Raw genomic sequence first — 25,779 nt, 5'->3', positions numbered from 1 at the left:
CGCAAGAAACTGCTCGCGCAAATGCGACGTGTCGGTTAGCGTTGCACGCGCAAGTCGCAGTTCGGCGTGAACTCACAGGGCTATTTAGTAATGCGACAGTTGGGCCAGTTAGAGATGCGACGACGAGCTGGTCAATGTCAACTCGGATCGGGGCTGCCGTCAGCGCCAGCAGAGGTGCTGAGTGTCGCATTTCTAACTGGCTGGCAACGTCGCGCCTCTAATCAGCTTTGACATCCCGTTCCCCTCCTGTCCGCTTGCATGTGGTTGAGACGACGTCACTAACAGCATGTCGACAAGATTGCCTCGACGCGTGCGTCTCACTGTTTCGGGGTCAGGCCATCGAGCAGGAAATCGAGGCCTTTCCTGAACGTGCCGTCCCAATCGTTGTCCAGCAACAGCCGCGAGCGCTCGATCGTCGGATAGCGTTCACTGAGCTGCGTAAGGCGCTGCTGCGCGGCCGCCTTGTCTTCGTCCGATCGGTCGAAGCTCGCGAGCGTGACGGTGGCGCCCAGGACATGGTTCCAAAGCGACCAGATTGTCACGTTCAGATCTGCGTCTGCGACACCGGCTCTGGACAAGGTCGTGCCGAGCAGTTCCAGACGGCCGAGGACGTTTGCGCCAAGTGCCCGCCTCGGCAATAGCGATGCCGACCAAGGATGACGCAGCATGCTGGCGCGCCAGTCTTCGAGCATATGGACGACTTCTGTACGCCACTCCTGGGCCTCACCTGTTTGCCAAGGGCCGCGATATTCGAGCACCGAATCGAGCGCGAGATCGAAGACATCCTCCTTGGTGTCGACGTGCCAATAGAGGCTCATCACCCCCGAGCCGCAGCGATCGGCCAGCCGACGCATCGTCAACCCGTCGACGCCTTCAGCGTCCAGCAGTTCCACAGCGGTCGTTACGATACGTTCCAGAGAAAGCGAAGCGTCACTGCGCGGTTCCTGCCCGGGTTGGCGTTTCACATTTGCCCGTTGTGATCGTTTCGTCCGCGTGCCGCTATTTTTGGCCGCCATTCCGTCTTCCTCGCCAATCAGTCCATCGAATTTGGCCGGAAACATGATGAATGTCGACCCTCACCCGTTGACTCGTACGCTGTACGATGCAAATAAATCGTACAGCGTACGAGTCATTCATCAATGACCGGACTCATGGTCAAATCATGCCGGCGCGAGAGCCGTGCTCACGGCGTTGGGAGCGAGAAAATCATGTCACGCACAGTCAAGCATGTGCTTATCGGAGGGCTAATCATCATGAATATCGGAGTTCCCAGTGCAGCAACGGCGAATGAGAGCAATCCCAAGCTGACCATCGTCAATCCCAAGACCCTCTACGACCCTACGCCGAATGGCTATAGCACCGCGGTGGTCACGCCCCCCGGTGCCCGGGTGGCCTACATTTCCGGACAGGGCGGCCAAGACGGCACGGGCGCTTTGTCACCCGACTTCGCCGTTCAGGTTAAGCAGGCCTATGCGAATTTGCGCGCGGCCCTCGATGCGCTCGGCGCCCGGCCGGATCAGGTCGCCAAACTCACGATCTTCGTGGTCGACCACGACATGTCAAAGCTTGGCGTGTTGACCGAGAACGTCAAGGAAATGTTCGGCACGGCGCTACCGGCACAGACCCTGGTTCCCGTTCCCAAGCTTGCAATCGACCCTATGCTGTTCGAGGTCGAAGCCGTCGTCGTTCTGCAGTAGGAATGTGCGGACAAGGTCCCCGAGAAGTTGTCTATAGAGCGTCGCTTCCGGCGGGGCGTGAGATGCAACCCGCACCGCTGGACTTCCGCCCTGCCCTGGAACGACGCACCTAAGCGACGCAATCAGCCAGGCGCTACCGTTCCTGTCTGAAACGTACGATCGGCCAGCCGCGGCAGCATCAGTCGAAACGCAACGCTGCGGGCACTTTGGAACAGGATCAGCGCGATCCATAGTCCGTCATTGCCGAAGACAGGCTGCAGGACCGCCCAGGCTGCAAAGTAGATGACCAGCGACGCCACCATCCGATCCGTATTGTTTCCGCAGCGCTGGCAACGGTGCTTGCTGAAAGCACACTGATGGTTGCTGCCGCGATCAGCCGATTGATTCCCATTTCTTCTCCTCCCAGAGGTTTTGCGTGCAATCGTTTGCATTTGAGTAAAAGACAAATCGCCCGGCTCTGCCGGACGCCACTCACGCCTTGTGTTCGATCGACGGCAGGGCAGCTCCTCAACGGCCTTGCCGAAAACTGGATGTGCAAACGATTGCACGTTCGCGATTATGCGTACCGTTTGCGCTTTGTCAAGCGACCATGCGAACGATTGCAAAACTCCTGGCAAGATTTTAAATGGAGGAGCGAGGTGATACATGCAAAAGAAACGAACCACCCTGAAGGACATCGCGCGCGCGACCGGCGTTCACGTGTCGACCGTGTCGCGCGCGCTTGACCCCGCTGAGCGAAAGAGCATCACGCCAGAGGTCGTGGCAAAGATCCAGGCGGCGGCGGAACGGTTAGACTATCGCCCCAATCGCATTGCCTTCGGGCTCCGCACCAACAGGACGATGACGGTCGGCGTGGTCATCCCCGACATCACCAACCCCATCTTCCCGCCGATCCTGCGCGGAATCGAAAGCGTTCTGGAACCGCTCGGATACGCGTCGATCATCGTCAACACCGATAGCGAACGCGAGCGCGAAATTCGTCTTCTCGAAGTGCTCAGGGACCGGGGCGTCGACGGCCTCATTCACGCGGCGGTGCTCAGAAGCGATCCCTCAATTGCCAAAGCCGCCCAGGATGGTCTCTCGGTGGTGACGCTGAACAGACGTGTGGAACGTTCGAACATCCCCTACGTCATCAATGACGAGGACATGGGCATCTGCGAGATGCTGCGCCACCTGACGAAACTCGGCCACCGGCGGATCGCGCATCTTGCCGGACCGCAGGATCTTTCGACCGGCCAGCTGCGCCTCGCGGCGTTTCGCAGCGCCGCCGAGAGAATGTCGATCGACATCGATCCGGAACTCATCGTCACCGCCATACGCTTCGACGAAGCCGAAGGCGCCCGCTGCACGCGTGACCTGCTTGCCTCCGGGCACGATTTCACGGCCGTGCTCTGCGCAAACGACCGCCTGGCGCTCGGCTGCATCGACGTTCTGCGGGAGAATGGCCTCGATTGTCCGTCGGACATTTCCGTCAGCGGTTTCAACGACATGCCATTCCTCCATCTAGCGCGTCCACGGCTGACAACTGTCAGGATCCAGCAATACGATGCCGGCATCACCGCCGCGTCGATCCTGCTGCGCCTGATGAATTCCGGCGCAGACGACGACATCCCCTTGGAGACCGTGTTGCCGGTGGAACTCATGGAGCGCGACAGCACAGGGCCGGTAGCTGCGCGACGGCGCTGACAATCGTTCCCTGCCGAATGGTCGCGCGCTGGTCGCCAACAGTGTCGGATTTCATTGTAGAGCCACCTCTCCTCTCCAGGCTCAAGCCAGAATCGTAGAAACCGTGCCTTCGAAAGGCAATCGATTGCCCGTTGTTTCGTGCAATCGATTGCTTTAAATTCGCATCGATCAATCGTCTAATTGCAGGCGGTTCCCGCCGATTGAGATGAAAGCGCGTCAAGAGGGAGGAACTTATGGCGTATCCGCGGCCCTTGGTTGGAAAGACAGTTCTCCTTATCGGCGGGAACGGTGCGATCGGCGCCGCGACAGGGCGCCTGTTTGCGGAGGCGGGCGCAACGGTTCTCATCACCCATACGCGGAGCGAACAGAGCGTCTTGAGCGCGGATGCTGCGCTTTCTTCCTTTGCAAACGCGGAACGTCACGCGCGCTACGCCGTCGACATCACGGATTCCAGCGCCCTCAGCGGCCTCACCAGCACCATCGAACAAAAATTCGGCCGGCTCGACATCCTGGTCAATGCGGCCGCCTTCACCAAGCCAATCGCCCACCGGGATCTCGATGCACTGACCGACGAACTGATCGACGACATCTTCAAGGTAAATTGGCGAAGCCAGTTCGCAGCCATCCGGGCCTTCGCCCCTCTGTTGAAAAAGTCCGGCGATGGGCTCGTCGTCTCCATCTCGTCGATCGCAGCCTTCACCGGCATAGGGTCGAATATTGCCTATTGCGCAGCCAAGGCCGGTATCGACGTCATGACCAAGGCTCTCGCCCGCGTGCTGGCGCCGGAGGTCAGGGTGCTTGCCGTTTCTCCCGGCGTCGTTGACACGCAATTCGTTTCCGGGCGGGATTCGGGCTTCAATGAGAAGGTCGCGGCCTCGACCCCGCTCGCCCGTATCGGCGAGGTCGACGATATTGCCGCAGCCATCCTGGCCTGTGCGACGCTGCTCGGTTTTTCCACCGGCCATATCATCCAGGTGGATGGCGGTCGCGCGCTCTGACGCAGCAGCAATATCCGCGCGACGGAGCGATGGGGCCCGAAAGCCCGGCTCCGTCACCGTGTTCAATGTCTGGTTCAGGCAGAGCTCAGTCCCTCGGCGGCCAGATCGGAATAGTGCACCACGCAGGCGTCGTCGAGTTGGCCCCGAGCTCCGAGCCCAGAGCGACGTGAAGCCTATCGGTACGGCAGGTTTCACATGCCGCTATCGGCGGCTTCATTTGGCCAGTTCCCTAACCCCATTTACGCATTTGTCTAATCCTTGACGGCCGCGTGCATTGTGAGACGCTATGACTTCACGGTTGTAATGCGTAGGGGATATCCAGTGAAATTCTCAAAGGCCAAGAAGAAACATCCCGGAAAGATGCATAAAACAGTTGGTGCGACCGGTCGTTACGACGATGGCTTCGTCGGCGGCGGACGCGCCACCCCCGGTTTTTCCTATCGGGGAAGATGGCTCAACGAAGGATGCCCGGGCACCTTCGAGACATGGCTGGTCAACAAAGGCGTCATGCCCAAGGTCTAACAGCGACGCCCGGACGGCATTTCCATGGACTGCGCCGTTCGGCGTGGTGCGCCATCTTGCGCCTCAGTCGCGCGCAGCGCTCCGTCACGGAAGCCTCGCAATCCGGCGGCACCCGCGTTGTGGAACGCCCTTCGTCGGCGGGAAATCTCGCCGACACGCTCAAGCGCTGTGTTGAGTTTCGCGCCGGACCAGCAGCATCTCCAGCGCTTCTTCGACCAAGACGGGAGTTCGCGTCGGATCGTCTAGATATCCGACTTCGAGCAGGCCGTCGCCGACCGCGGGATCATCCGCTGGCAGCTCCGCTGGAGCGAAAACGAGACGGACCGGGTTCGCGGAGTTAACATCATGCGCGTTCGGGATGGAAAGATCGTTGAGGGCCTGGGATACGTGAAGGGATAGGCCGCGCACGTCCAATCAAGGCAATCTCGGGTTTCTGGTGTCCCGTGTAGGCGTACCTGCGGACGTGCGGTCGCATGCCGCTTCGCGGTGAGATCAGGATCGGCACACGTTGTGGAGGCTTTCACTGAGCGGACGCTGCAACTTTTGCGCATCGTGCGTGGCCAGGCAAAACGAAAAGTTTTGCATCTCTAATATTCGCAATGCTATGGTCCATTGGTTTGACCCTCTTGTTCGGCGCGGAACCGTTGCCGGCTGGAGGAGGCATAGTCCGGGGGCCTAAGCATGGCATTTACTCTGCCTCGCCTGCCTTTGCTCGCGAACCTGGATGGTTATCGCGTCGGATGGCTACGCAACGATATCTCCGCCGGACTTGCAATTGCCGCCGTTGGCCTTCCCAGCGCCATCGCCTACCCGGCCATAGCTGGACTGCCCGCCGAAACCGGCCTCTATGCCAGCATCACGCCGCTCATCGCCTATGCGCTATTCGGCCCCTCGCGCCAGCTCATCGTTGGACCGGACGCTGCCACGATGACCGTGTTGGCAGCGGTTTTGACAACGGTACTCGCTACATCCGACGCGACCGTCGACCGCGTGACAGCGGCCGCGCTGCTGGCGCTGATCGTCGGCATCCTGTGCCTAATTGCGCGCCTGGTGCGGCTCGGGGTGCTGGCGACCTTTCTGTCACGCCCGATCCTGACCGGCTTCTTCGCCGGCATCTCGCTGTCCATCCTGGTGGGGCAGATCAAGCGCGTTACCGGCGTCAACATCGAGTCCGAAGGCCTGATAGCGCCCCTGCTCGAACTCCTGCGGCAGGCCGGTTCGATCCATTGGCCCACCCTGGCCCTTGCCTTGGCCTGTTTTGCGCTCTTGCAAGTGGCCCGCATCTATCGCTCGCCCATACCGGGGCCGGTAATAGTCGTTTTCGCGGCTGTGCTGCTTTCCTTTCTCTTTGACTTCGAGGGACGCGGAATGGCGGTCGTCGGCGACATACCGCAAGGGCTGCCGTCGCTCATCCTGCCGCGCATCGGGAACCTGCCGATCGATGCCTTGCTGACCGGCGGAGCCGCCATTTTCCTTGTCAGTTTCGGCTCCGGCGTCATCGCCGCGCGTAGTTTCGCAACACTCGGCGGCTATCGCGTCGATCCGAACCGCGAACTGACGGGCTTCGGTGCGGCAAACTTCGCCGCCGGGCTGTTCGGGACATTTCCGGTCACCGCTTCGGATTCCCGCACCGCCGTCAACTTTGCTGTCGGCGGTCGTTCGCAAATCGCAAGCCTGGTCGCGGCCGCGACCCTCATGGCGGTGCTCGTGTTTCTCGGCAGCGTTCTGCGCATCCTGCCGATAGCGGCGTTGGGTGCGATTCTCGCGGCAACGGCACTCAGCTTGATCGACCTCGAAGGCCTCAGGCGGATATGGCGCGTCAACCGGATCGAGTTCGTTTTTGCCCTGATCGCCTTGTGGGGACCGATCGGCCTCGGCGTCTTGAACGGCGTGGTCATCGCCATTGCTGCAACGCTGATCTATCTGCTGCTGCAGGCCATGTATCCGCACGACGCCCTGCTCGGCAGGATTCCTGGTCGGGACGGCTTCTATAAGCTGCATCGCGCACCGGATGCACGTCCTGTGCCGGGCTTCGGCGCCTGCATGATCCAGGACAGCCTGCTTTTCTACAATGCGGACTATGTGCGGGAGCGCCTGACGGCCATTGCCGACGAGTTGCCGCCGCCGGCCCATTGGCTGGTCATCGATGCCAGTGCGATCCCCCAGATCGACAGCACCGCCGCCGAGATGCTCGGGGAACTGGCCGATGAACTAAAGGCGCGCGACATTGCGCTCGGTCTGGCGGAATTGCACACGGATGCCCGCGCCCTGCTGGATCGGGCGGGCATCATCGAGAGAATTGGGCCGAGCATGATCTTCGAAGGCATGGAGGACGCGCTCGACGCTTACGAGGCGCGGTACGGAAAAGGCGAGGTGGCGGACGGAGAATTCGCTGCGAACTCCAACGCCATGAAAACAGCGCGCAGTATCGAAACGGGAGGGAACGATGGGAAAGCACGAAGGCAAGAAAAAGAATAAGGACAAGAACGGCGCCGACAAGGCTGCCGAAGCAGCGGCATCAGAGGAGCGATCATCCGGCGGCTACGCCAAGGAGCTCGCCCGACTGCAGGAGGAGATCGCACACCTCCAGGCCTGGGTGAAAAATACCGGCGCCCGTATCGTCATCGTCTTCGAAGGACGCGATGCCGCTGGCAAGGGCGGCGTGATCAGGCGGCTTACCGAGCGCGTCAGCCCCCGTGTCTTCCGGGTCACGGCCCTGCCCGCCCCCACGGAGCGGGAAAAATCCCAGATCTATATGCAACGCTACATACAACATTTGCCCGCAGCCGGCGAAGTGGTGATTTTCGACCGGTCCTGGTACAACCGCCCGGGCGTGGAACGGGTCATGGGTTTCTGCTCGGATGACAGCGCCCGACGCTTCCTCGAACTCGCACCGCGCTTCGAAGCGGCAATGGTCGAAAGCGGCATCGTCCTGCTGAAATACTTCCTCGATGTCAGCGAAAAGGAACAGGAGCGCCGGTTCCGCCAGCGCATCGCAGACCCGCTGCGCCAGTGGAAGCTGAGCCCCATGGACGTCGAGTCCTATCAGCGCTGGTGGGACTATACCCGGGCCTATAACGAGATGATCCGCATGACGGACACGGAGTATGCGCCCTGGTGGATCGTACCGTCAGACGACAAGAAGCGCGCGCGGATCAATTGCATCTCGCATATTCTCGCCTCGATCCCCTATGAGCGCGTGAAGTTCTCCGAACCGGACCTCGGCAAGCGCCAGAAGCGACCGGGCGGCTTCGCGGACGACGATCACATTCGCAGAACCGTACCTGACGTTTTCTAAGGCTGATAAGCCCGCGCCTTCTGGCGCGGGCTTACAGAAACGGTTGAGCATTCCCTGATAGTAGGAATGCGGAACCACGGATGCCGGTGCGTCATTCGACACCGGGCATGGTCGCGCCTAAGCCTTGTCCGGAGCCCAATTCAGGAAGAACCCGACATCGCCGGGCACACCGCCCGGAAAGTTGATGATCATCGCCTTCAGCTTATAGCCCTGCGGCTTGCCGTATGTCTGATAGCGATCGAAAAATTCCTTCGCCTTGCCCTGCAGGGTCTGCGGCCAGTCACGGTCAGCGCTGTTGATGGCGCGGCCGCTATCCGTGCAAAGCTCGGAGGGGAAGCTATAGACCAACGCCTCGAATTTGCCGGCCTTGACGGCGTTCGCGACAAGGCGGCGGACGATACCAATTTCCTCTTCCGTCACATGTTCTTTGAGAAAATCAGCGGCAAAGTCGGCATGCTTCTGTTCTTCGATGGCTTTCAGCCGCCGCTCTTTGTCCATTTCCTCCATCTCGCGCTCGAGCATCTGCTTTCTCAGATCTTGGGCGCTTAAGGGTTTTGCGGTCGGGTCTAGATCTTTTTTCTCAGGCATCGTGTCGATCCACTTCAAGCAAATGGGAACACTGTGGCGGGGCACACGCTTGCCGTGCGCCGCATGCCAAAGACGTCCCGCAGGTACATCCAAGGGAACCCGATCGGCATACCAATCCGGGGACGAAGCATTTTCGAATTCGAGCCGCTGCCTGTCCAAGGGCTCTCTATTTATTGATCTTTCTCACCACCAAACGAAATAGCCGATGTGGGCTAATCCCCCACAAGGCTACCCTGAAATACTACAACCGCAAGAGGACGGTGACAATTCGGAATGAGCGATGATATTCACCCGGAACTCCGGGACAATCACGTTTCACCGCCACACCTTCAACCACCGAATACGCCCCTGCTACCGATTGTCTGCGACAACTCGTGCCCAGGCTGAATGCCAAGTATCTGCAGGAGCTTCGGGTCGCTCTCGCTAAGGCGGTCCTCGATCCATCGTTTTGTCCAGTCGTAAGCTTCGACGTAGAGCTCGGAATGTCGGCTCCAGTCCATGAACCCGATTGCGCTCGAAATTGGCGGGGAGACGAGGAGATCGCGGTCACCGAGCATGACTTCTTCCGGCCGGTGGGCCAGCACGCTCGCCGTGATCACCTGGATCACGCTTGGGACCTTCGGCAGGTTGGCACGACCGAAGGGTGTGAGCATCCGCACCGCCAGTTCGGACGCTCCCGGGATGCTGTCATAGTCGATATGATGTTTCCGTGGTCCGTCGGACCCCAGGCTCGCGACCACATTGGGCCCGGTCTTGAGTTCTTTCATCTGCTCCAGCGGCAGATTGTTCATGATGGCGCCATCCACAAGCATGTCGCCTTCGGCCGTAAAGAACGGCGGCAAGACGCCGGGGATCGAGCCCGAGGCCCTGACGGCCTGCCAAAGCTTTCCCCGGCGGTGGACATGCGCCTGCCGGCTGCTGAGATTGGTCGATAGAGCGAAGAACGGAAGCCAGAGATCCTCGATCAGAACGTCGCCATATTCCGCCTGCAGCGTGCGGTCGAGCACCTTATGATCGAGCAGTGCATATTGCGGTAAGGTGAGGCGACGAAACGCGCGGCTCTTGACGAAGATGACGTTTGTTCCCCGATCGATGGCGTCGGCGTCCAATCCGCTGGCGAAGCCAGCCATGATTGCGGCTCCGGAACTGGTGCCGCCGAGATAGTCGAAGGACGCACCCGCCTCGACGAATGCCTTGTAGACGCCGATATGCGCGCAGCCGAGCGAGCCCCCGCCGGCGGCGACAAAGCCCCTGGCCTCGCCTGAGAGGAAGCGGGCCAGACGTTCGACATCCAGCCGATCTTCCAGCGAAACGTGGTGATGCTGGCGAACGCCGGGCCGTGCGTCGAGCCAGGCGGCGGTTCCGGTAACCGTTGCCGCGCGCGTCCGGTGAACAAGTACAAGCCGAAGGTTGGACGGCGTATGGACCGAGAGCGCCAGCGCCTCGCAGGGGCTGAGCCCCGGCGGGTCGGATGCATCGGCAAACAGCAGGACGTTGTCAGCCTGACGGATGCACACACGCGTCCATTCGCTTGGCTCGTCATCGGCGACATAAACGATGATATCGGCCTTGATCTCGAGATGGTTCAGCCAGTCGAGCACGGGCTGATCGTCGATCGGAAGGCTGGCGAAGCGGTCTTCGAGATCCCTTCGGGTCAAGAACACGACTCGCTTGTCCGCAGCAAATGCGGTGCGGAGTTGCCCGATGAAATCAGGTGAAATCCGACTGCGGCCTGCAGGAACGATCGCCAGCGTCCGAAGCCTGCAGGGCTGCTGCGCCGCCGCTGGAGACTGCATGGCGAACCGGCGCGCGAGAAACGTCGTCACCGACTGGCGCAGGCTGGGCAACGCCTTGGCAGCCCTCTCGAACTGGTCGTCGCGAATCTCGAGTACGATGGAATCACGCGCTGCAATCACGGTGGCAATGCGCGGCAGCGCGGCGAAGAAGCCGACCTCGCCGACAAGCTCCCCCTGGCCGATCTCGGCGACGGGCTGGGCAGCTCCCTCGCGGTGCACCGTGAAGCGGCCCGACAGAACGACGAAGAAACGGTCCGAGCGGTCTCCCTCACGAACCAGAATTTCGCCGCGGCGCAAGATCCTGCGATCGGAGTTGGCGGCCAGAGCCTCCAATGCGGATAAAGACGTCTGGTCGAACAACAGCGTCGCCGATAGCAATTTGGCAGCAAGGGAACGGTTGGAGTCCATTCGAACCTTCCTTGATACAGCGTCTGTCGAGCTTAGCGGTTTCGGCAGGAATTGCCGAACAGATTTGGTGCGATCCGCCATCAACCAGGAGCGCGGTGTGCTCAAACCGTCGACGAGCGGCGCCGTTTGTTCGGCTGTCGTGCCCCCCAATTAGACGAGATATATGGCGCAATATCTTGTTTAGATAGGTATATTTGACTTTTCGGCAAGACTGATCGCCGCCGTGTGGACGATAAGCAGGACGCTTCGGGCGCGCCAGAATTTTCCCTGCACAACGCTCTACCGGCCTGGGATTTGACGAGAATGAGCTGGGAGAAAGACCCCGTACGGCAAGCAACAATAAATATAAAAATCAACATAGTAACATCGTTAACTCATGCGAATTGATAACTTGATAAGAAGGCCGGGCGCTCGATCAAATCGCGTGAGGGTCAATCCTAACGCTTGACGTGGGTATTGCTCGCCTCGTCCTGTGGTTCGACGTCCGGCTTTTGGTGGGGCATGGCCCGCGCCTCGATGGAGCCGATGACGAAGAGGACAGAGAAGGCTGAGGCAACCGCAAAGCCGGCAACAACCCATTGACCGAAGCCCACCGCAAGACCGATGGCCCCCGCGAGCCAGAGGCTGGCGCCCGTCGTTATCCCCTGAACCTCACCCCTGGAAAGCACGATGGTGCCGGCGGCGAGAAAGGCGACGCCCGCCGTCACCGCTTCCACAACCCGCAGCGGATCGAGGCGGACGCGATCGTCGAAGAAACCTCCGAGACGGACGCTTTCGAGCGAGATGATGCCGAAGGTGCAGGCGGCAAGGCAGACGAGCATATGGGTCTTGAGCCCCGCCGGCCGTGCCTTTGCCTCGCGCTCGAAGCCGATGACGGCACCTAAAAACAGCGCACCGAGGATGCGCGCAAATATGATGGGATAGGGAATCTGTGAAGGCGGGAACAACTCGGCAGTGATCTGATCCATGCGGAACCAACGCGAAGCCTTCGCATTGGTTCCGCATGATGGCGTCGCGCCTCACCCAGTGCGCGGTCGCCAGGAGCGGCCTGTCCCCACTCCGCTCCGAACCGTAGCCAGACGCTTAGTTTCCGAGCGCCGCCAAGGCGGCATCCAGGCGCTCCTGCGCCTTCTTCGGGTTCTTGGCAGCCTTCACGGCGTCAAGGTTGGCAGGAGCGTCGCCGACCTGGACAACGCCGACCATGCCCATGCCGTAGTGCGGCGTGCATTTGACGGCGTAAACCCCGGGAGCGGTAAAGGTCACCTTGTAGTTTTCATTGATCTTGCTTTTGAAAGCCTCGGCGCCATCCGGGATCATGCCCTTGATGGATTCGACATTGTGCCCCTTGTCGGTCGGGATGAAGGTGACCGTGTCGCCGGGCGCAACTTTCAGCGACGCCGGCTCGAACACCATCGCACCGTCCTTGCCCTTGTTCAGCATGTGCACTTCGAAGTCTGCGGCGGCTGCAGGTGCTGCGACAAGCATTGCCGCGATGGCGATACCCAACCCGCTCTTGATTGCATTCAACATCGTCTTCTCCATTTGAGCGACCAGCCCGTACTCGGGTTGTTCGAACAGAGAAATAGGCCCGCGATGCCCCCTCTACTTTGATGCGCGTCAAATTCGCAGCGCTTTTCGAACGCTCATTGACAATAGATAGGAATCCTATACAAACGACACCATGAGCAACGAACCTGGCAATACACCCACCTTGGTCGACCGGATTGGTGACGGGCTATCGCGCGTGGCAACGGCCATGCGCAGCGAGGCCTGGACGGCCGCCGAGGCGGTCGGCCTCAATCCGACGCAATTGCAGATACTCACCTTTCTCGTCGCCCGCGACCGGAGCGGTATGCGCGTCAAGCAGATCGCCGCCTATCTCGGCGTCAGCCAGCCGACGACGACGGATTCGGTCAATGCGCTCCTGCGCAAGGGGCTCGTCGAGAAACGGGCCGACCCCAACGACGCGCGGGCCCTTTCAGTCGCGGCGACTCTGCAGGGCGAAGCCGCGGTACGCCAGGCCGGTCAACTGGCATCGGCCACGGAGGACGCCATTGCGGCGCTCTCCAAGCTCGAGCAGGAGGACCTGTTGATACACCTCGTCAAGATCATCCGCCGCCTGCAGTCGGCCGGCGCCATTCCGGAACAGCGCATGTGCGTCAACTGTCGCTACTTCCGGCCCCATGTCTACGACGATCCGAAGGCACCGCACCATTGCGCCTTCGTCGATGCCGCATTCGGGCCAGCAGAGTTACGCGTTGACTGCGGGGAATTTGAAAGCGCCGACGATGCGGACCGGGACGCTGCCTGGCGGGTTTTCAACCGCGGCGCGGCTTGAAATGAGAATGAAAGGAAACACACGCGCCGGCTGCCGGGCCCGACGCAAGACCGAGCGAGGAGCGGCCATGCTCTCGCCACCAGCTTCAACATCGGGGCCTGCGAGCACCGTTCTCAGTACCGCGAGCGGGCACCGATGATGTCGGCGCCGGTCCGACGACTGCCATCGGCGGACCGGCAATTTTCTCCCTCCACGCAAATAGAAAGAGAAAACCATGAGCAGAATTAATCTAGTTGACCCCAATTCGGCAACCGGCGCCAGTGGCGAGTTGCTTGGCGAAATCCGCTCCGCCTTCGGCATCGCCCCCAACATGTTCCGGGCGGTCGCCAACTCGCCGGCTGCCCTTGCCAGCATGTGGGGTTCTTTCGGCGCGCTCGGAAACGGCCGCCTCGGCGCCAAGCTCGGCGAGCAGATCGCCGTTGCCGTCGCCGACCGCAACGATTGCCACTATTGCCTGGCCGCCCATACCGCACTTGGACGCAAGGCCGGAGCGACCGCCGACGAAATGGCGAGCGCGCAACGGGGCAAGTCGTCCGACCCGAAGACGGCGGCGGCGTTGACCTTCGCCCAAAAACTCGTCGAAGCACGCGGCCAGATCACTGATGCCGACGTGCGGGCGCTGCGTGATGCCGGTTACGACGATCAGGATGTCGTCGAGATCATCGCCCATGTCGCGCTCAACCTCTTCACGAACTACATCAACGTCGCGCTTGCCGTACCGGTCGATTTCCCCGGTGTGAAGCTCGTTCGCGAAGCGGCCTGACAAGGCGGCCGGACGGCATCGCCCGTCCGGCCATCTCCGGAGATGACAATGAACAGCAACTATCGGATCACCGCCCCGGAACTCGCCGTTTCGACCTGGTTCAACACGCCTGCGCCTTTCAGCCTCGAACGGCTGCGCGGACGGGTCGTTTTTCTCCATGCCTTTCAGATGCTCTGCCCGTCCTGCGTCTCGCACGGCCTGCCGCAGACTCAGCGCGTCCAGACCGTCTTCCGCGAGACCGACCTGCAGGTCATCGGCCTGCATTCGGTGTTCGAGCATCACGCGATCATGACGCCGGACGCGCTCAAGGCCTTCATTCACGAATACCGGCTGACCTTCCCGATCGCCGTCGACCAACCATCGGACGATGGGCCGATACCGAAGACGATGGAGCGCTACGGCATGCGCGGCACGCCGACAGCGATCATCATCGGCCGTGACGGTCACGTTGAACACCATCGCTTCGGGATCGAAGACGACATGGTCATCGGTGCGCGCCTCGCGACACTGCTCGCCGCGCCGATCCCGAATTTCGCCGCAGCAAGTCCGGAAACGCTCGGGTGCACGAGCGACGGCTGCTCGGTCCCCAACACGCATGATGGACGCCGCTAGAGGAGACGGATGATGACTGCAAGGAAGGCCGTCGCCGTACGGCACGTGCATTTCGAGGACCTTGGCACCTTTGCGGATCCACTGCATGCGGCAGGGTTTGCCATCGAGTATCGAGATGTCGGCGATGCAGACTATCTTTCGTTCAGTCCGACCGAACCGGATCTTCTCGTGATGCTCGGCGGTCCGATCGGTGTCTATGAGGAGACTGCCTATCCCTTCGTCGCGGACGAGATCGCGATGCTGCAAGCGCGTCTTGCCGCCGATCGGCCGACCCTTGGCCTTTGCCTGGGTGCGCAACTGATCGCTCGGGCGCTCGGCGCTCGCGTCTATTCCTCCGGCATCAAGGAGATCGGTTTCTCACCGCTGACCCTCTCTGCTTCAGGTCTCGCCTCGCCTCTCCGTCATCTCGCCGACGTTTCCGTATTGCACTGGCATGGCGACACCTATGACCTTCCGCCCGGCGCTGACCTGCTGGCGTCGACGCCGCAAATCGTGCAGCAGGCTTTCATGCGCGGACGCAAGATCCTCGGCCTGCAGTTTCATCCTGAGGCCGAAACGGGTGCTGCCTTCGAACACTGGCTGGTCGGCCATGCCTGCGAATTGGCGGCTGCAGGATTGAGCGTGCCGGATCTTCGTGCCGATGCCCAGCGCTTCGGCCCCAATCTGAAGCGCTGCGCCGCAGCGATGATTGGCGAGTGGCTGGAGCAAATCGATGATTGACCGGCAGCGGATCGCAATCGACGCCTTGCTCGTCGGCAACCTCGCGCCGATCGACGACCGGGGAACCGTGAGCGGCATCGACAAACATCCGATCGACGGCGCCGTTGAGCTCTGTGCTACCGGATTTTCCGGCGATCATCAGGGCGATCTCAAAAGGCACGGCGGTGTCGACAAGGCCGTGCATCACTACCCGCGGGATCATTATCGGGCCTGGACGGACGAGATCGGCTTCATACCACTGTTAAAACAGCCGGGCGCCTTCGGCGAAAATCTCTCGACCCTGGGGCTGACGGAGGGCGATGTCGCGGTCGGAGATCGGTTTCGCCTCGGCGGCGCCCTTCTGGAAGTGAGCCAGGGCCGGCAGCCCTGCTGGAAATTGAACCGCCGCTTCGACTTGCCCGACATGGCGCGGCGCCTTCAGCAATCCGGCCGCACCGGTTGGTACTATCGCGTCATCGAGGCTGGACCGGTTTCGACTGGCGAGCGAATGCATCTCGTCGAGCGCCGCCATCCCGAGTGGACGATCGCCCGGCTCTGGCACTTTCTCTACGTCGATACGCTCAACCGCGAGGCGCTTGAAGAGATCGCCAATCTTGCCATTCTTCCATCCAGCTGGCGGGACTATGCGGCCAAACGCCTGCAGACGCGCACGGTCGAGGACTGGTCGCGGCGTCTCGATGGTGAAACCACGCCGGTCAACGGCTAGCGGCGCCGCGGACGGTCGTTACCGGCCTTTGCTGGATTTTTGCCACGGAAGCGACATGCCGGTTATCTCGCCTCGATTTCGCCAGCATGTCTGCAATCTCTTCGGCGACGAAAATCGCGTGGTCGTTGACCTGCGGCAGCCCCATGAGCTCACCGAAGGTACCGCGCGCCAGCGGTCCGGCAACGATCAGCGATGGCTCAGCCGCGCCGTTCACCCCGATCGCGCGGCTTGCCTCGTCGCAGGCGAGCCCCAAGCCCACGTCATCCAAACGTAGCCATCCCTGTGAAGCAAGGTCTGCAAGCCAGCCCTGGCTCGAGAGGATGCCGGTATGGGCCGGGCCGGTCGTCACCACACAGGCATCGAACAGCAAACGCTCCCGGTGACCGGTGTGTCGGTGACGGATATCGACGGCGATGACATGACCGCGTCTCTCCACCTCCTCGATCGAAGCGCCGAGGATTCGGAGCCGCCCTTGCTCCAGCCCATGCAGGATCGTTCCATCGATCTGCGGCGCCACGCGAAAACGGTGAACGTCCCAGAAGGGACGCAGATGGCGCACGAGGCGGCGGCGCTCCGCCACGGGCAAGGCCCGCCAGATCTGGCCACCCTGGCTACGAAGCGCATCGAAAACCCCATGCCAGCTCGTCCCGATGTCGGCTGCGTCCTGCACGGCACGTCGGACCCGCTTCAGCAATTCGAGCGCGGTTCGCGCCGGGTCGCTGGCGAAATCGCCGAACGGCTCCTGGGGCACTCCGGGATGGCCGCGTGACCGCAAGCCCCGGCGTGAAAGGGCGACGACCGGTCCGCGATGGTCGGCGAGCCCCAGCGAGGCAATTACGTCGGCTGCCGTCAGCCCGTTTCCGACGACAAGGACGTGATCATCGGCGCGGATGCGGGCCAGGGCACCTGCAACCGTGGAATCGGGCACATAGCGCGGGTGGCCGTCGAGTGCCTGATCCAGGCGCCGGGGGGCACAGGGCGCCGGATGGGTGGTGGCGATAACGACGATATCGGCCAGCAGTTCGGTGCCGGCAGAGCTGCTCAGCCGCCAACGATCCCTGTGGCGCTCGATATGCGCGACACGTTCGCGCCGATGCTCGACCTTTCCACTTTTCAGGAACGGCGCGACGAACTCGCAGACGTAGCGACCAAAGACCGCTCGGCGCGGATAGAGATTGCCATCGACCGCCAGAGCCTCGGGATCGCCGCGCGGTTCACCTTTTGCCGCCATCCAGTTGAGGAAATCGTCGGGATCGTCGGGGATCAGGCTCATGCGCGCGGCCGGCACATTGATACGGTGCGCAGGATTGTCCGTATCATAGGCGAGGCCCGCGCCGAGGCGCGCCCGCGGCTCGAAGACGATGATGTTCGCGCCGTCGCTTGCTGCGTTCCGCGCGAGATTTGCAGCGACCGCCGCCCCGGTGAAGCCGCCGCCGACGATTGCGATCACGGGTCGGCGCGTCGGTCCTGTCACGATTGGGAAACCTTCAGTTTCGGACGATGATCCCCGGCAATCGTCTCGCCGAACGGCCCGGTGTTGATCGACGCTTCGCGGGCCGGAACCGCATGGGCAAGCGGCAGGTTCGGCAGCACCAGTTCACCGAAACGATAGGCCTCCTCCAGATGCGGATAACCGGACAGGATGAAACTATCGATACCCGCCTGCCGGTATTCCTCCATGCGAGCCTTCACCTGGTCGGGGTCGCCGACAAGGGCCGTGCCCGCGCCACCGCGCACCAGGCCGACCCCTGCCCAGAGGTTCGGAGCGACTTCAAGTTTGTCCCGTCGGCCGCCATGCAGGCGACTCATGCGGCTCTGACCAACCGAATCCATACGCTCGAACACCTTCTGTGCGGCGGCAATCGTGTCGTCATCGACATAATGTATCAGTTCGTCGGCCGCCTGCCATGCCTCCTTGGCGGTTTCGCGCACGATCACATGAAGGCGGATGCCGAAGGTCACCTCCCTGCCCTCGGCGTCGGCGAGCGCACGAACTTCGGCAATCTTCCTGGCAACGTCCTCGACAGGCTCGCCCCAGGTCAGGTACTTGTCGATCGTGCGCGCCGCCACTTCCTGGCCCTTGCCTGAGGAGCCGCCGAAATAGAGCGGCGGATGCGGCTTCTGCACCGGCTGAAACAGCAGCTTGCCGCCCTCGATATCGAAGTGGTTCCCCTTGAAATCGACTTCTTCGCCGCGAAGCACGGCTTTGTAGATGTTGAGGAACTCCTCCGTCACCTCGTAACGCTCGGTGTGCGAGAGGTGGATGCCGTCGCCCTTGTTTTCGATCGGGTCGCCGCCGGTGACGACGTTGATCAGCAATCGCCCGTTCGAAATCCGGTCGAGCGTCGCCGTCATGCGCGCTGCCAGCGTCGGTGATAGAAGCCCTGGCCGCACCGCAATCAGAAACCGCAGTTTCTCCGTGAGCGGCGCCAGCGCCGAGGCGACCACCCAGCTGTCTTCGCAGCTGCGCCCCGTCGGGATGAGCACGCCGTAATAGCCGAGCGAGTCGGCTGCCTGCGCCACCTGCTTCAGATAGTTGATATCGACATTGCGGCCGCCTCGCGTGGTGCCGAGATAGCGGCTGTCGCCGTGGGTCGGCAGAAACCAGAGAACATTGATCTTTTCGGGGATTTTCACGGGCGCAGTGTTCATCGGCAAATGCCTCCTCGCAAGCTCGTTTTCGGCAGCCATGATCGCCTTGCCGACTGCAAAACAGCATAAACTCTATAAACTTTATTGACAATCAAAAATCAGGCTATCATTTTTGATGCGAGGAAAAGCTTTTCTCGTATCGCCGGTTTGCGATCGGGAATTAGGCGAAATTTTCGAGGGACTGGCCATGACGATCGCGCTCGCCGCATCTCCAGCATTCGACGCAGGTATTCCAACCAGCAACGGCTACGAACCGATCGCGGCGCCCGCCCTCAAGGCGGCGATGCGCAATTTCTCAGGGGGCGTCTCCGTGATCACTGCCGGCATCGGAGACGACCGGACGGGTGCCACCGTCACCTCGGCGACGGCGCTGTCGGTGGACCCGCCGACCATGATCGTCAATATCAACCGGACGTCTTCGACCTGGCCGATCATCCAGCGCTACCGGCATTTCTGCGTCAACGTCCTCTCGCGAGAGCATCAGAGGGTGGCGGAGCGCTTCTCCGGCCTTGATGGAGCAAAAGGCCCTGCCCGCTATGAAGGAGCCGACTGGGTTCGGCTGGCAAGCGGCGCGTCAGCGTTGAGCGGGGCATTGGCCGCGATCGACTGCGAGGTCGAGGAAATCATCGAGCGCCACAGCCACGCCATCATCCTCGGCCGGGTCGTGGCGATCAGCGCGGGCTCCGGCGAGCCGATCATCTATCACAACGGCCGCTACGGCGGCCTTGATCTCTAGCCTCGCTGCGGGACCCCGGCAGGCGCACGAAGCTGCGCCGAAACGCCGCAATTTTGGAATGGGACCACTGCGGGAAAGCGAAATGCGGAATAAATTATCTATATCAAATCCATCTTTTTAATCAGCATTGTGTTGAGGCTCCGCAGCGGGGCCAGGACCCTACCGTTGAGGAGCACACAATGACGATCCGCAGACGCACCCTTCTTGCCGCAAGCGCGGCCCTGCTTCTGGCCAGCCAGGCCACCTTCCCCGCCCACGCTGCCGAAACGACGCTGACGATCGGTTACCAACCGATCGTCGAACCGTCTCGGGTGCCGCAGGCCGATGGCACCTACGAAAAAGTCACTGGCGCCAAGATCACCTGGCAGAAGTTCGATGGCGGTGCCGACGTAATCGCCGCACTCGCCTCCGGGTCGATCGACATCGGCTATGTCGGCTCGTCGCCGCTCGCTGCGGCCGCCAGCCGGCAAATCCCCCTCGAAACCATCTTCGTCGTCGGACTGATCAGCGAAGCCGAGGCCCTGGCCGTCAAGAGCATCGACAAGCCGGAGCAGCTTGCCGGCAAGAAGATCGCGACCCCCTTCGTTTCGACGGCGCATTACAGCCTGCTCACGGCCCTGAAACACTGGAACATCGATCCGAAGTCGGTCGAAATCCTCAACCTTCGCCCCCCGGAAATCGCAGCTGCCTGGCAGCGCGGCGATATCGACGGCGCCTATGTCTGGGATCCGGTGCTTTCCGAGATCAAGAAGACCGCGACCGTGCTTGCGACCTCGAGCGACGTGGCGAAATGGGGAGGTCCTACCTTCGATGCCTGGATCGTCAGCAAGAAGTTTGCCGAGGAGCATCCGGATGTCGTGACCGGTTTCGTCAAGGTGACCGGCGACGCCTATGCGGATTACCGCGCAAAGCCGGAAAGCTGGAACGCCGGCTCGCCTGAGGTGGAGAAGATCGCCCGCCTCACCGGCGCAAAGCCCGAGGAGGTGCCGAACCTGCTCAAGGGCTACTATTTCCCTTCGCTTGAAGAGCAGGCAGGTTCCGATCTCTTGGGCGGAGCGACGGCCAAGGCCATCGCCGAGACCTCGGCCTTCCTGCTTGAGCAGGGCAAGATTCCCGCGGTGCTTCCGGATTACACGTCCTACGTCTCCGCTCGATGGGCGCAGGAGGCAGCGAAGCTCTCGTTCTGAGACCGCCCGTTCGATAGCTCGCCCTTCCAGATGGCTGGGCGAGCATGTTGAGGTGCCACCCAGCCTGGAACAGCAGGATGTCCGTTCTTTCGCTCGAAAATATCACGCTGCGCTACGCGGCTTCCGACAACAGGACCACGCCGGTTCTCGCCTCTATCAATCTAAAGATCGCCCGTGACGAATTCGTCGTCGTCATCGGTCGCTCCGGCTCGGGTAAGACCAGTCTTCTCAATCTGGCGGCTGGCTTCGTGGCAGCAAGCAGCGGTCAGGTCTGCGTCGATGGCCGGCCAGTTGCGGGTCCGGGTGCAGACCGGGCCGTGGTTTTCCAGGACGATGCGCTCTATCCGTGGCTGACCGCTCTCGACAATGTCGCCTTTCCGCTTCACCTGCGCGGTATTGCGAGGCCGGAGCGGCTGGAGAGAGCGCGGAGCCTCCTCACCCGGGTCGGTTTGCCTGATGCGGCGAACCGACACGTCTGGGAGCTCTCCGGCGGCATGCGCCAGCGGGTCGGCATCGCCAGAGCGCTCGCCTCAGACCCGAAGTTCCTGCTGATGGATGAACCGCTCGGCGCACTCGACGCACTCACGCGCAGCCGGATGCAGGGGTTTCTTCTCGATGTCTGGCAGAAGAGCGGCGTCGGCGCGCTCCTGATCACCCATAGTATCGAGGAAGCGCTTCTGCTCGCGACCCGCATCATTGTGCTCGCGCCCAATCCCGGGCGCATTGCCAGCGAGATCGCAACCACGTTCGGTCGGGATCTTCTGGCCGGTGCACCGCTCGCCGAGATACGCAGTTCGCCTGCGTTCCGGCACTTGCATGACGAACTGACCGCTCTCATCCATGCCGAAGACGAAGGGATCGCCGCATGAGCCTCTCGATCGAAAGCGCGCCGTCGACGACGCATCAACCGCGCGACATCGTCGAGCAACCGGAACGGGGCACGACGAGATCGCCGCTACCGCTCGCCTGGATATCCCTGGCGACGGTCGTTGCGTTGCTCGCCCTCTGGAGCCTTGCCTCAAGCTATGCTCTCGTCTCGCCGCTGTTCCTGCCCTCGCCGCTCGCCGTCTACAAGGCTCTGCAAAGCCTCGCCGTCACAGGCTTCGTCGACGCGACCCTCGCCCAGCACGTGGGCGCCAGCCTTCTGCGGATTTTCGGGGCTCTTGCAGTCGCAGTCCTCCTCGGCGTGCCGGCCGGTATTGCCATCGGCACAAGCCGGCTCGGGAAAGGCATTCTCGATCCGATCGTGGAATTCCTGCGCCCCTTGCCGCCGCTTGCCTATTTGCCGCTGGTGATCATCTGGCTGGGGATCGGCGAGGCCTCCAAGATCGCAGTCATTGCGCTCGCAATGTTGCCGCCGATCATTCTGTCCACGGCGACCGGCGTCAAATCCACCTCGACCGATCACATCAACGCGGCCCGCGCCTTTGGCGCGTCGCGTCTGCAGGTGCTACGCCATGTCATCCTGCCGAGCGCCCTGCCTTCGGTCCTGACCGGGACCCGGATTGCGCTTGGTGCAGGCTGGTCGACGCTGGTGGCGGCCGAACTGGTCGCGGCAACACGCGGCCTCGGCTTCATGATCCAGTCGGCTGCCCAGTTTCTGGTGACCGATGTGGTGATCGCTGGGATCGTCGTCATCGCGGCCGTCGCTTTCGTCTTCGAGATGACGGCGCGCCTGCTCGAGCGGTGGCTCGTACCATGGGCGACACGACGCTGAAGCCCGGTGGGATCGGGTGTCACCGTCACCCGGTCTTCAGCGTCACGCGATGTCGGGTGGCGATCAATCGCGCCGCCGCATAGGTCTGCGTCACGATTTCGGGCACCAGGTCGATGTCCGGCAGGCTGCCGACGCCGAGCGGTCCGATCGCATAGAGGTTACGCGTCGGCTGCCCGGCGGCCAGAACTTCGCCAGCCGGGCTGACGGCAATCCCAAGACTGAGTTCGTCCGGCTCCGCCAGGCCACCGGCAAAAAGGCTCTGCATCAGCGGTGCCCGAAGGTCCGGCGCCGAGCAGCGACAGTCGATCACCTGATCGGCGGAAAGCAACGTCTCCTCGCTCTCACCCGCCCAGCGCACCATCAAGCCATCAGGACGGCGCTTGCCCGCCCAGCCCTTCCGAATGGTGGTTTGCCCGCCGGCAAGCTCCTGCTGGAGCCGCAGGTGCAGGGGCGCCGGCAGGCGGTTGCGGTGGCTGTCATAGATCGACCGAAGGTGCCGGTTGAACCGGTGCTTTTCCTCCTCAGGCAAAGATTGCCATAGGGAACGTGCGCGCCTGCGCAGGCCGTTCATGGCCGCCTGCCAGCCAAGGCCGGAAGCTTCCGCCTCCGCGCAAGCCTGCCGGACGAAGCGAACGATATCGCCGAGCCGGGTCGGCATCGGCTCGACAGGGAAGGTCGGCGCCGCAGCGAGGCGCGTGTGTGGCTGCGGCAGAAAGCCGTGCCGGGAGAGAATGGTGATCTCGCCGGCAAAGCCGTTGTCGCGCAATTGCAGCAGGCGGTCGACCACCCGAACGCCGCTACCGAGCAGGACCGTATGACGCGGCACGACGAGGCGGCGGGCGCGCACCAGCGGCTTCTCCTCCTCGGCGATCTCCATCTCGCCCTGGCGCAGGCCGAAACCGGTTGCCAGCACGACGGCATCGCACTCCACCGTTGCTTCCTCCTGCACCACCAGGAAGCGGCCATTGGCTTGCTTGCGCAGCCCCAGTACCGCCTGACAGGAAAGCTGCATCGAAATATCGGGGCGGCGGGTCAGCGCTTCGGAAAAGCGCTGATAGACGTAGTCGCTGAAGATGCTCTTCGGCACGAAGATCTGCTGAAAGCCGGGAATTGCGGCGGAAACCGCCGCGCGGAATTCGGCATTCGCCAACAGCCACTCATTGAAATCCTCCGGCTGGCCGGCGGCGACCGAAAGGTCGCGCACTCGGCTGTTGAGGATCTCGCCACTCTGGGCGGCGGCCAACACCTGCCCGCCGCTGATCGTCGGCTGCGGATCGAAGAGGTGGACGTGGAACGCAGTCCGCACCGACTTCATCAGCGCAATGGCCATCATCACGCCGGAAAAGCCTCGGCCGATGATAGCGATATGCGGTTTGGCTCTCGCAGCGGCTCCCTCGGGAGCGACCTTCGCAAACAATCCATGGACAGTCATCTGCACTCTCCCATGGCCGGTTCTACCCGGCGAAGTCTCAAATGCATGGCTGTTTCGGTTCGGAACGCGGACACCGACCGAATTGTGAATATTGCCGACCAACGTCTCGATATACGACATAGTCGCGGGGTCGGGAAAACATAGCGCCCGCCGCGGCAGCGGCCGAGCCCGTATCCGTTGTTCTGGTTGGCCTGGCACTTTGGTGCATGGTCATCCCTAGACGGCATACTCTATAAAGTTAGTGCGCTATTAGAGCGCGAAACGATCTGAACATCAAGTGCCATGTGGAAGAGCCCGTCGGGCTAGCTCGCCTTACAGGGCTTCAGGCCAGGCCGCTCGGCACGGGTGAGCGGTCCATGACCTCTCGTTCGATCGGTTGCGCACGCGGTTGTTCCCGGCGCGCGATGCCGTTCAGGACACGCAACAGATCATAGCCATGCGACCAGCGGCCGAAGCCACTGGCGATATTGATATGGCCGGCATAGCCAAGGTCGACGAGACGGCTGCCCCATCGTGTCGATACGTGCCGCAGGCGATCGAAAGCCATATAGGGATCGTTGAGGCTGCCGACGACGAGGCTGGAAAAAGGGAGCGGCAGGTCGGGCATCGCGCCGAAATCGATGGCGCCGGGATGCAGCCGGTCGGTTGGGTCAAGGTCGCAGGGCGCAACAAGCAGCGCGCTGCGCACATGTCTTGCCAGGGGACGCCGCGCCAGGTTGGCAACAAGAATCGAGCCGAGGCTGTGGGCCACCAGGTCGACGATTCCGTGCCGGAGGATTTCGCGTTCGAGAGCATCGCGCCAATCATCGAGCCTCGGCCGGTTCCAATCCACCTGTTCGACCAGAGCGGCATCCGGGTGATCTCTCAGCCAATGGCGTTGCCAGTGTCCCTCGTCGGACCCGAACAATCCCGGAATGATGAGCGTTTTTGCCATGACATCAATCTCTTGCGAAGGCGATCCGGGAGTTACAACGACCCGTTGCAAGCAGGTCCGGTTCTGGATCGACTATGCGCAAGCGACAGATGGCGGAGAAGCAAGGAATACCTAATATCTATAAATTCGATAGTATTTATTTTCTTACCTGAAGTTCACGTCGACGCGATCGACATTCCGGCATGGAACAATATTCGCAGTAGAGTGTTTCCACCGACGCGGCTCAAAAGCGAAATCAGTTTCCTTGTGACCCGTCCCAGCGTCAAAAATTTGCGTTGTTGGAGCCCGTGAAATTGTTAGTTTGGCGCCGAAATACACCGGCGCTCTGACAAGCCGGCCAACCGGCGACTTGATGATCGGTTTGGATGAGGGGATGGCGCGACCGTTTGCGGTTGCAGGGCTGAAAAGGTGACCGGAAGTTGACGGACCGACGCAATGGGAGCCGCTGGCGATTTCGCCAGCCGAGTGTTTTGCCTGGCTTTGGGCTGTCGCTCGGGATCACGCTGAGCTGGCTGGTGCTGATCGTGTTGATCCCGCTGTCGGGACTGGTGTGGCGGGCAAGCGGGCTCGGCTGGGCCAAGTTCTTTGAGCTGGCGCTCGATCCACGCACGCTCAATGCCCTGAAGATCTCGTTCGGCACGGCGTTTCTCGCCGCCGTCATCAACCTCGTCTTCGGCGTCATCCTCGCCTGGGTGCTGGTGCGTTACCGGTTCCCCGGCAAACGGGTGATCGATGCCATGGTCGACCTGCCGTTCGCCTTGCCGACCGCCGTTGCCGGCATTGCCCTGACGACGCTTTATGCCGGCAACGGCTGGATCGGCCAGTTCATCGAGCCGCTCGGGCTGAAGATCGCCTTTACGCCCGCCGGCATCGTCGTCGCGCTGATCTTCGTCGGCCTGCCGTTTGTCGTCAGGACCGTGCAGCCGATCATGGAGGAGATCGACAAGGAGGTGGAAGAAGCCGCCGCCACGCTTGGCGCCAGCCGCTTC

26 protein-coding genes and 1 pseudogene are annotated in these 25,779 nt (G+C 61.9%); 17 read left to right on the top strand and 10 right to left on the bottom strand.

The window, feature by feature from the left end; genetic code table 11:
* Positions 1-317: 317 nt before the first annotated feature.
* Positions 318-1,016 carry a TetR/AcrR family transcriptional regulator gene (locus tag V7S54_RS32765; RefSeq protein WP_336409936.1) on the bottom strand — a complete coding sequence of 233 codons (699 nt, stop codon included), beginning with the start codon at positions 1,014-1,016 and terminating at the stop codon, positions 318-320.
* Between the two features lie 192 nt (positions 1,017-1,208).
* On the opposite strand from V7S54_RS32765, the gene V7S54_RS32760 reads away from it, so the two are divergent.
* Positions 1,209-1,697, top strand: coding sequence for a RidA family protein (locus tag V7S54_RS32760; RefSeq protein ID WP_336409932.1), 489 nt, complete (start codon positions 1,209-1,211; stop codon positions 1,695-1,697).
* 122 nt (positions 1,698-1,819) lie between these two features.
* Here the strand turns inward: V7S54_RS32760 and V7S54_RS32755 are convergent, their stop codons facing one another.
* A complete protein-coding gene (locus V7S54_RS32755) occupies positions 1,820-2,344 on the bottom strand; it encodes a hypothetical protein (protein WP_234793232.1) in 525 nt (174 codons plus the stop codon).
* Between V7S54_RS32755 and V7S54_RS32750 the strand changes: the two genes are divergently transcribed.
* From V7S54_RS32750 to ppk2, 6 genes and pseudogenes are all read left to right on the top strand, one after another.
* Positions 2,343-3,383 carry a LacI family DNA-binding transcriptional regulator gene (locus V7S54_RS32750; protein WP_065377393.1) on the top strand — a complete coding sequence of 347 codons (1,041 nt, stop codon included), beginning with the start codon at positions 2,343-2,345 and terminating at the stop codon, positions 3,381-3,383. The genes V7S54_RS32755 and V7S54_RS32750 overlap by 2 nt on opposite strands.
* A gap of 233 nt (positions 3,384-3,616) precedes the next feature.
* Positions 3,617-4,381, top strand: a complete 765-nt coding sequence (locus V7S54_RS32745; RefSeq protein ID WP_336409931.1) for an SDR family NAD(P)-dependent oxidoreductase — start codon at positions 3,617-3,619, stop codon at positions 4,379-4,381.
* A gap of 321 nt (positions 4,382-4,702) precedes the next feature.
* Positions 4,703-4,903, top strand: a complete 201-nt coding sequence (locus V7S54_RS32740; RefSeq protein ID WP_065377394.1) for a hypothetical protein — start codon at positions 4,703-4,705, stop codon at positions 4,901-4,903.
* A gap of 267 nt (positions 4,904-5,170) precedes the next feature.
* Positions 5,171-5,302 (top strand): annotated as a pseudogene (locus V7S54_RS32735) (nuclear transport factor 2 family protein); the annotation flags it as partial.
* A gap of 282 nt (positions 5,303-5,584) precedes the next feature.
* Complete coding sequence (locus V7S54_RS32730; protein ID WP_336409930.1) at positions 5,585-7,381, top strand: SulP family inorganic anion transporter; 1,797 nt, start codon at positions 5,585-5,587, stop codon at positions 7,379-7,381.
* Positions 7,350-8,201, top strand: coding sequence for a polyphosphate kinase 2 (ppk2, locus tag V7S54_RS32725; protein WP_336409929.1), 852 nt, complete (start codon positions 7,350-7,352; stop codon positions 8,199-8,201). The genes V7S54_RS32730 and ppk2 overlap by 32 nt, the downstream gene beginning before the upstream one ends.
* A gap of 117 nt (positions 8,202-8,318) precedes the next feature.
* Here the strand turns inward: ppk2 and V7S54_RS32720 are convergent, their stop codons facing one another.
* The 4 genes from V7S54_RS32720 to V7S54_RS32705 all read right to left on the bottom strand — a co-directional run bounded on the left by V7S54_RS32720 (position 8,319) and on the right by V7S54_RS32705 (position 12,523).
* On the bottom strand, positions 8,319-8,789 hold the full coding sequence (locus tag V7S54_RS32720) for a histidine kinase (RefSeq protein WP_065377409.1): 471 nt from the start codon (positions 8,787-8,789) through the stop codon (positions 8,319-8,321).
* Positions 8,790-9,118: 329 nt separating this feature from the next.
* On the bottom strand, positions 9,119-10,993 hold the full coding sequence (locus tag V7S54_RS32715) for a patatin-like phospholipase family protein (RefSeq protein ID WP_336409928.1): 1,875 nt from the start codon (positions 10,991-10,993) through the stop codon (positions 9,119-9,121).
* 437 nt (positions 10,994-11,430) lie between these two features.
* On the bottom strand, positions 11,431-11,961 hold the full coding sequence (locus V7S54_RS32710; RefSeq protein ID WP_336409927.1) for an MgtC/SapB family protein: 531 nt from the start codon (positions 11,959-11,961) through the stop codon (positions 11,431-11,433).
* Positions 11,962-12,076: 115 nt separating this feature from the next.
* Positions 12,077-12,523, bottom strand: coding sequence for a pseudoazurin (locus tag V7S54_RS32705; protein WP_442892646.1), 447 nt, complete (start codon positions 12,521-12,523; stop codon positions 12,077-12,079).
* Between the two features lie 151 nt (positions 12,524-12,674).
* Here V7S54_RS32705 and V7S54_RS32700 point away from each other — a divergent pair, with 151 nt between their 5' ends.
* From V7S54_RS32700 to V7S54_RS32680, 5 genes are all read left to right on the top strand, one after another.
* A complete protein-coding gene (locus tag V7S54_RS32700; protein WP_336409926.1) occupies positions 12,675-13,331 on the top strand; it encodes a MarR family winged helix-turn-helix transcriptional regulator in 657 nt (218 codons plus the stop codon).
* Positions 13,332-13,545: 214 nt separating this feature from the next.
* Positions 13,546-14,094, top strand: a complete 549-nt coding sequence (locus V7S54_RS32695) for a carboxymuconolactone decarboxylase family protein (RefSeq protein ID WP_065377399.1) — start codon at positions 13,546-13,548, stop codon at positions 14,092-14,094.
* Positions 14,095-14,142: 48 nt separating this feature from the next.
* A complete protein-coding gene (locus tag V7S54_RS32690) occupies positions 14,143-14,706 on the top strand; it encodes a redoxin domain-containing protein (RefSeq protein WP_083203891.1) in 564 nt (187 codons plus the stop codon).
* A 12-nt stretch (positions 14,707-14,718) separates the two neighbouring features.
* Positions 14,719-15,426 (top strand): glutamine amidotransferase, encoded by a 708-nt coding sequence (locus tag V7S54_RS32685; RefSeq protein ID WP_336409925.1) that lies wholly within the window; start codon positions 14,719-14,721, stop codon positions 15,424-15,426.
* Complete coding sequence (locus V7S54_RS32680; RefSeq protein ID WP_336409924.1) at positions 15,419-16,132, top strand: MOSC domain-containing protein; 714 nt, start codon at positions 15,419-15,421, stop codon at positions 16,130-16,132. The genes V7S54_RS32685 and V7S54_RS32680 overlap by 8 nt, the downstream gene beginning before the upstream one ends.
* On the opposite strand, the gene V7S54_RS32675 is transcribed toward V7S54_RS32680, so the two are convergent.
* Together V7S54_RS32675 and ssuD are read right to left on the bottom strand one after the other, a co-directional pair.
* On the bottom strand, positions 16,122-17,609 hold the full coding sequence (locus V7S54_RS32675) for an FAD/NAD(P)-binding protein (RefSeq protein ID WP_336409934.1): 1,488 nt from the start codon (positions 17,607-17,609) through the stop codon (positions 16,122-16,124). The genes V7S54_RS32680 and V7S54_RS32675 overlap by 11 nt on opposite strands.
* Positions 17,603-18,784, bottom strand: coding sequence for an FMNH2-dependent alkanesulfonate monooxygenase (gene ssuD / locus V7S54_RS32670; protein WP_336409923.1), 1,182 nt, complete (start codon positions 18,782-18,784; stop codon positions 17,603-17,605). The genes V7S54_RS32675 and ssuD overlap by 7 nt, the downstream gene beginning before the upstream one ends.
* Positions 18,785-18,971: 187 nt before the next feature.
* Between ssuD and V7S54_RS32665 the strand changes: the two genes are divergently transcribed.
* From V7S54_RS32665 to V7S54_RS32650, 4 genes are all read left to right on the top strand, one after another.
* Positions 18,972-19,520: a flavin reductase family protein gene (locus V7S54_RS32665; RefSeq protein ID WP_442892645.1), complete on the top strand. Its 549-nt coding sequence runs from the start codon at positions 18,972-18,974 to the stop codon at positions 19,518-19,520.
* A 179-nt stretch (positions 19,521-19,699) separates the two neighbouring features.
* Positions 19,700-20,707: a taurine ABC transporter substrate-binding protein gene (gene tauA, locus V7S54_RS32660; protein WP_336409922.1), complete on the top strand. Its 1,008-nt coding sequence runs from the start codon at positions 19,700-19,702 to the stop codon at positions 20,705-20,707.
* 77 nt (positions 20,708-20,784) lie between these two features.
* Entirely contained in the window at positions 20,785-21,576 is a 792-nt protein-coding gene (locus V7S54_RS32655) for a taurine ABC transporter ATP-binding protein (protein WP_336409921.1), read from the top strand.
* The gene (locus V7S54_RS32650; RefSeq protein ID WP_336409920.1) at positions 21,573-22,424 is read left to right on the top strand and encodes an ABC transporter permease subunit; all 852 of its coding nucleotides are present in this window, start codon (positions 21,573-21,575) and stop codon (positions 22,422-22,424) included. The genes V7S54_RS32655 and V7S54_RS32650 overlap by 4 nt, the downstream gene beginning before the upstream one ends.
* A 25-nt stretch (positions 22,425-22,449) precedes the next feature.
* Here V7S54_RS32650 and V7S54_RS32645 read toward each other — a convergent pair whose 3' ends face one another.
* Together V7S54_RS32645 and V7S54_RS32640 are read right to left on the bottom strand one after the other, a co-directional pair.
* The gene (locus tag V7S54_RS32645; protein WP_057252130.1) at positions 22,450-23,856 is read right to left on the bottom strand and encodes an FAD/NAD(P)-binding protein; all 1,407 of its coding nucleotides are present in this window, start codon (positions 23,854-23,856) and stop codon (positions 22,450-22,452) included.
* Positions 23,857-24,178: 322 nt separating this feature from the next.
* Entirely contained in the window at positions 24,179-24,790 is a 612-nt protein-coding gene (locus V7S54_RS32640; protein WP_336409919.1) for an RBBP9/YdeN family alpha/beta hydrolase, read from the bottom strand.
* 419 nt (positions 24,791-25,209) lie between these two features.
* Here V7S54_RS32640 and cysT point away from each other — a divergent pair.
* A partial coding sequence (gene cysT, locus V7S54_RS32635) for a sulfate ABC transporter permease subunit CysT (protein WP_336409918.1) occupies positions 25,210-25,779 on the top strand: 570 nt, incomplete at its 3' end.

Source organism: Ensifer sp. CCNWLY38, from assembly GCF_037120565.1.
Classification (GTDB): domain Bacteria; phylum Pseudomonadota; class Alphaproteobacteria; order Rhizobiales; family Rhizobiaceae; genus Ensifer; species Ensifer adhaerens_H.
Note: the sequence above shows the minus strand (reverse complement) of the source record. Positions and strands in the feature narration are given on the sequence as shown.

Coding starts and splice junctions, on each gene's coding strand:
- V7S54_RS32665 (WP_442892645.1), top strand. CDS start 18,972: ATGACGATCGCGCTCGCCGCATCTCCAGCATTCGACGCAGGTATTCCA.
- V7S54_RS32700 (WP_336409926.1), top strand. CDS start 12,675: ATGAGCAACGAACCTGGCAATACACCCACCTTGGTCGACCGGATTGGT.
- V7S54_RS32655 (WP_336409921.1), top strand. CDS start 20,785: ATGTCCGTTCTTTCGCTCGAAAATATCACGCTGCGCTACGCGGCTTCC.
- V7S54_RS32705 (WP_442892646.1), bottom strand. CDS start 12,523: ATGTTGAATGCAATCAAGAGCGGGTTGGGTATCGCCATCGCGGCAATG.
- V7S54_RS32650 (WP_336409920.1), top strand. CDS start 21,573: ATGAGCCTCTCGATCGAAAGCGCGCCGTCGACGACGCATCAACCGCGC.
- tauA (WP_336409922.1), top strand. CDS start 19,700: ATGACGATCCGCAGACGCACCCTTCTTGCCGCAAGCGCGGCCCTGCTT.
- V7S54_RS32680 (WP_336409924.1), top strand. CDS start 15,419: ATGATTGACCGGCAGCGGATCGCAATCGACGCCTTGCTCGTCGGCAAC.
- V7S54_RS32750 (WP_065377393.1), top strand. CDS start 2,343: ATGCAAAAGAAACGAACCACCCTGAAGGACATCGCGCGCGCGACCGGC.
- V7S54_RS32720 (WP_065377409.1), bottom strand. CDS start 8,789: ATGCCTGAGAAAAAAGATCTAGACCCGACCGCAAAACCCTTAAGCGCC.
- V7S54_RS32765 (WP_336409936.1), bottom strand. CDS start 1,016: ATGGCGGCCAAAAATAGCGGCACGCGGACGAAACGATCACAACGGGCA.
- V7S54_RS32745 (WP_336409931.1), top strand. CDS start 3,617: ATGGCGTATCCGCGGCCCTTGGTTGGAAAGACAGTTCTCCTTATCGGC.
- V7S54_RS32690 (WP_083203891.1), top strand. CDS start 14,143: ATGAACAGCAACTATCGGATCACCGCCCCGGAACTCGCCGTTTCGACC.
- V7S54_RS32760 (WP_336409932.1), top strand. CDS start 1,209: ATGTCACGCACAGTCAAGCATGTGCTTATCGGAGGGCTAATCATCATG.
- V7S54_RS32755 (WP_234793232.1), bottom strand. CDS start 2,344: ATGTATCACCTCGCTCCTCCATTTAAAATCTTGCCAGGAGTTTTGCAA.
- ppk2 (WP_336409929.1), top strand. CDS start 7,350: ATGGGAAAGCACGAAGGCAAGAAAAAGAATAAGGACAAGAACGGCGCC.
- V7S54_RS32715 (WP_336409928.1), bottom strand. CDS start 10,993: ATGGACTCCAACCGTTCCCTTGCTGCCAAATTGCTATCGGCGACGCTG.
- V7S54_RS32730 (WP_336409930.1), top strand. CDS start 5,585: ATGGCATTTACTCTGCCTCGCCTGCCTTTGCTCGCGAACCTGGATGGT.
- ssuD (WP_336409923.1), bottom strand. CDS start 18,784: ATGAACACTGCGCCCGTGAAAATCCCCGAAAAGATCAATGTTCTCTGG.
- V7S54_RS32710 (WP_336409927.1), bottom strand. CDS start 11,961: ATGGATCAGATCACTGCCGAGTTGTTCCCGCCTTCACAGATTCCCTAT.
- V7S54_RS32695 (WP_065377399.1), top strand. CDS start 13,546: ATGAGCAGAATTAATCTAGTTGACCCCAATTCGGCAACCGGCGCCAGT.
- V7S54_RS32640 (WP_336409919.1), bottom strand. CDS start 24,790: ATGGCAAAAACGCTCATCATTCCGGGATTGTTCGGGTCCGACGAGGGA.
- V7S54_RS32645 (WP_057252130.1), bottom strand. CDS start 23,856: ATGACTGTCCATGGATTGTTTGCGAAGGTCGCTCCCGAGGGAGCCGCT.
- V7S54_RS32685 (WP_336409925.1), top strand. CDS start 14,719: ATGACTGCAAGGAAGGCCGTCGCCGTACGGCACGTGCATTTCGAGGAC.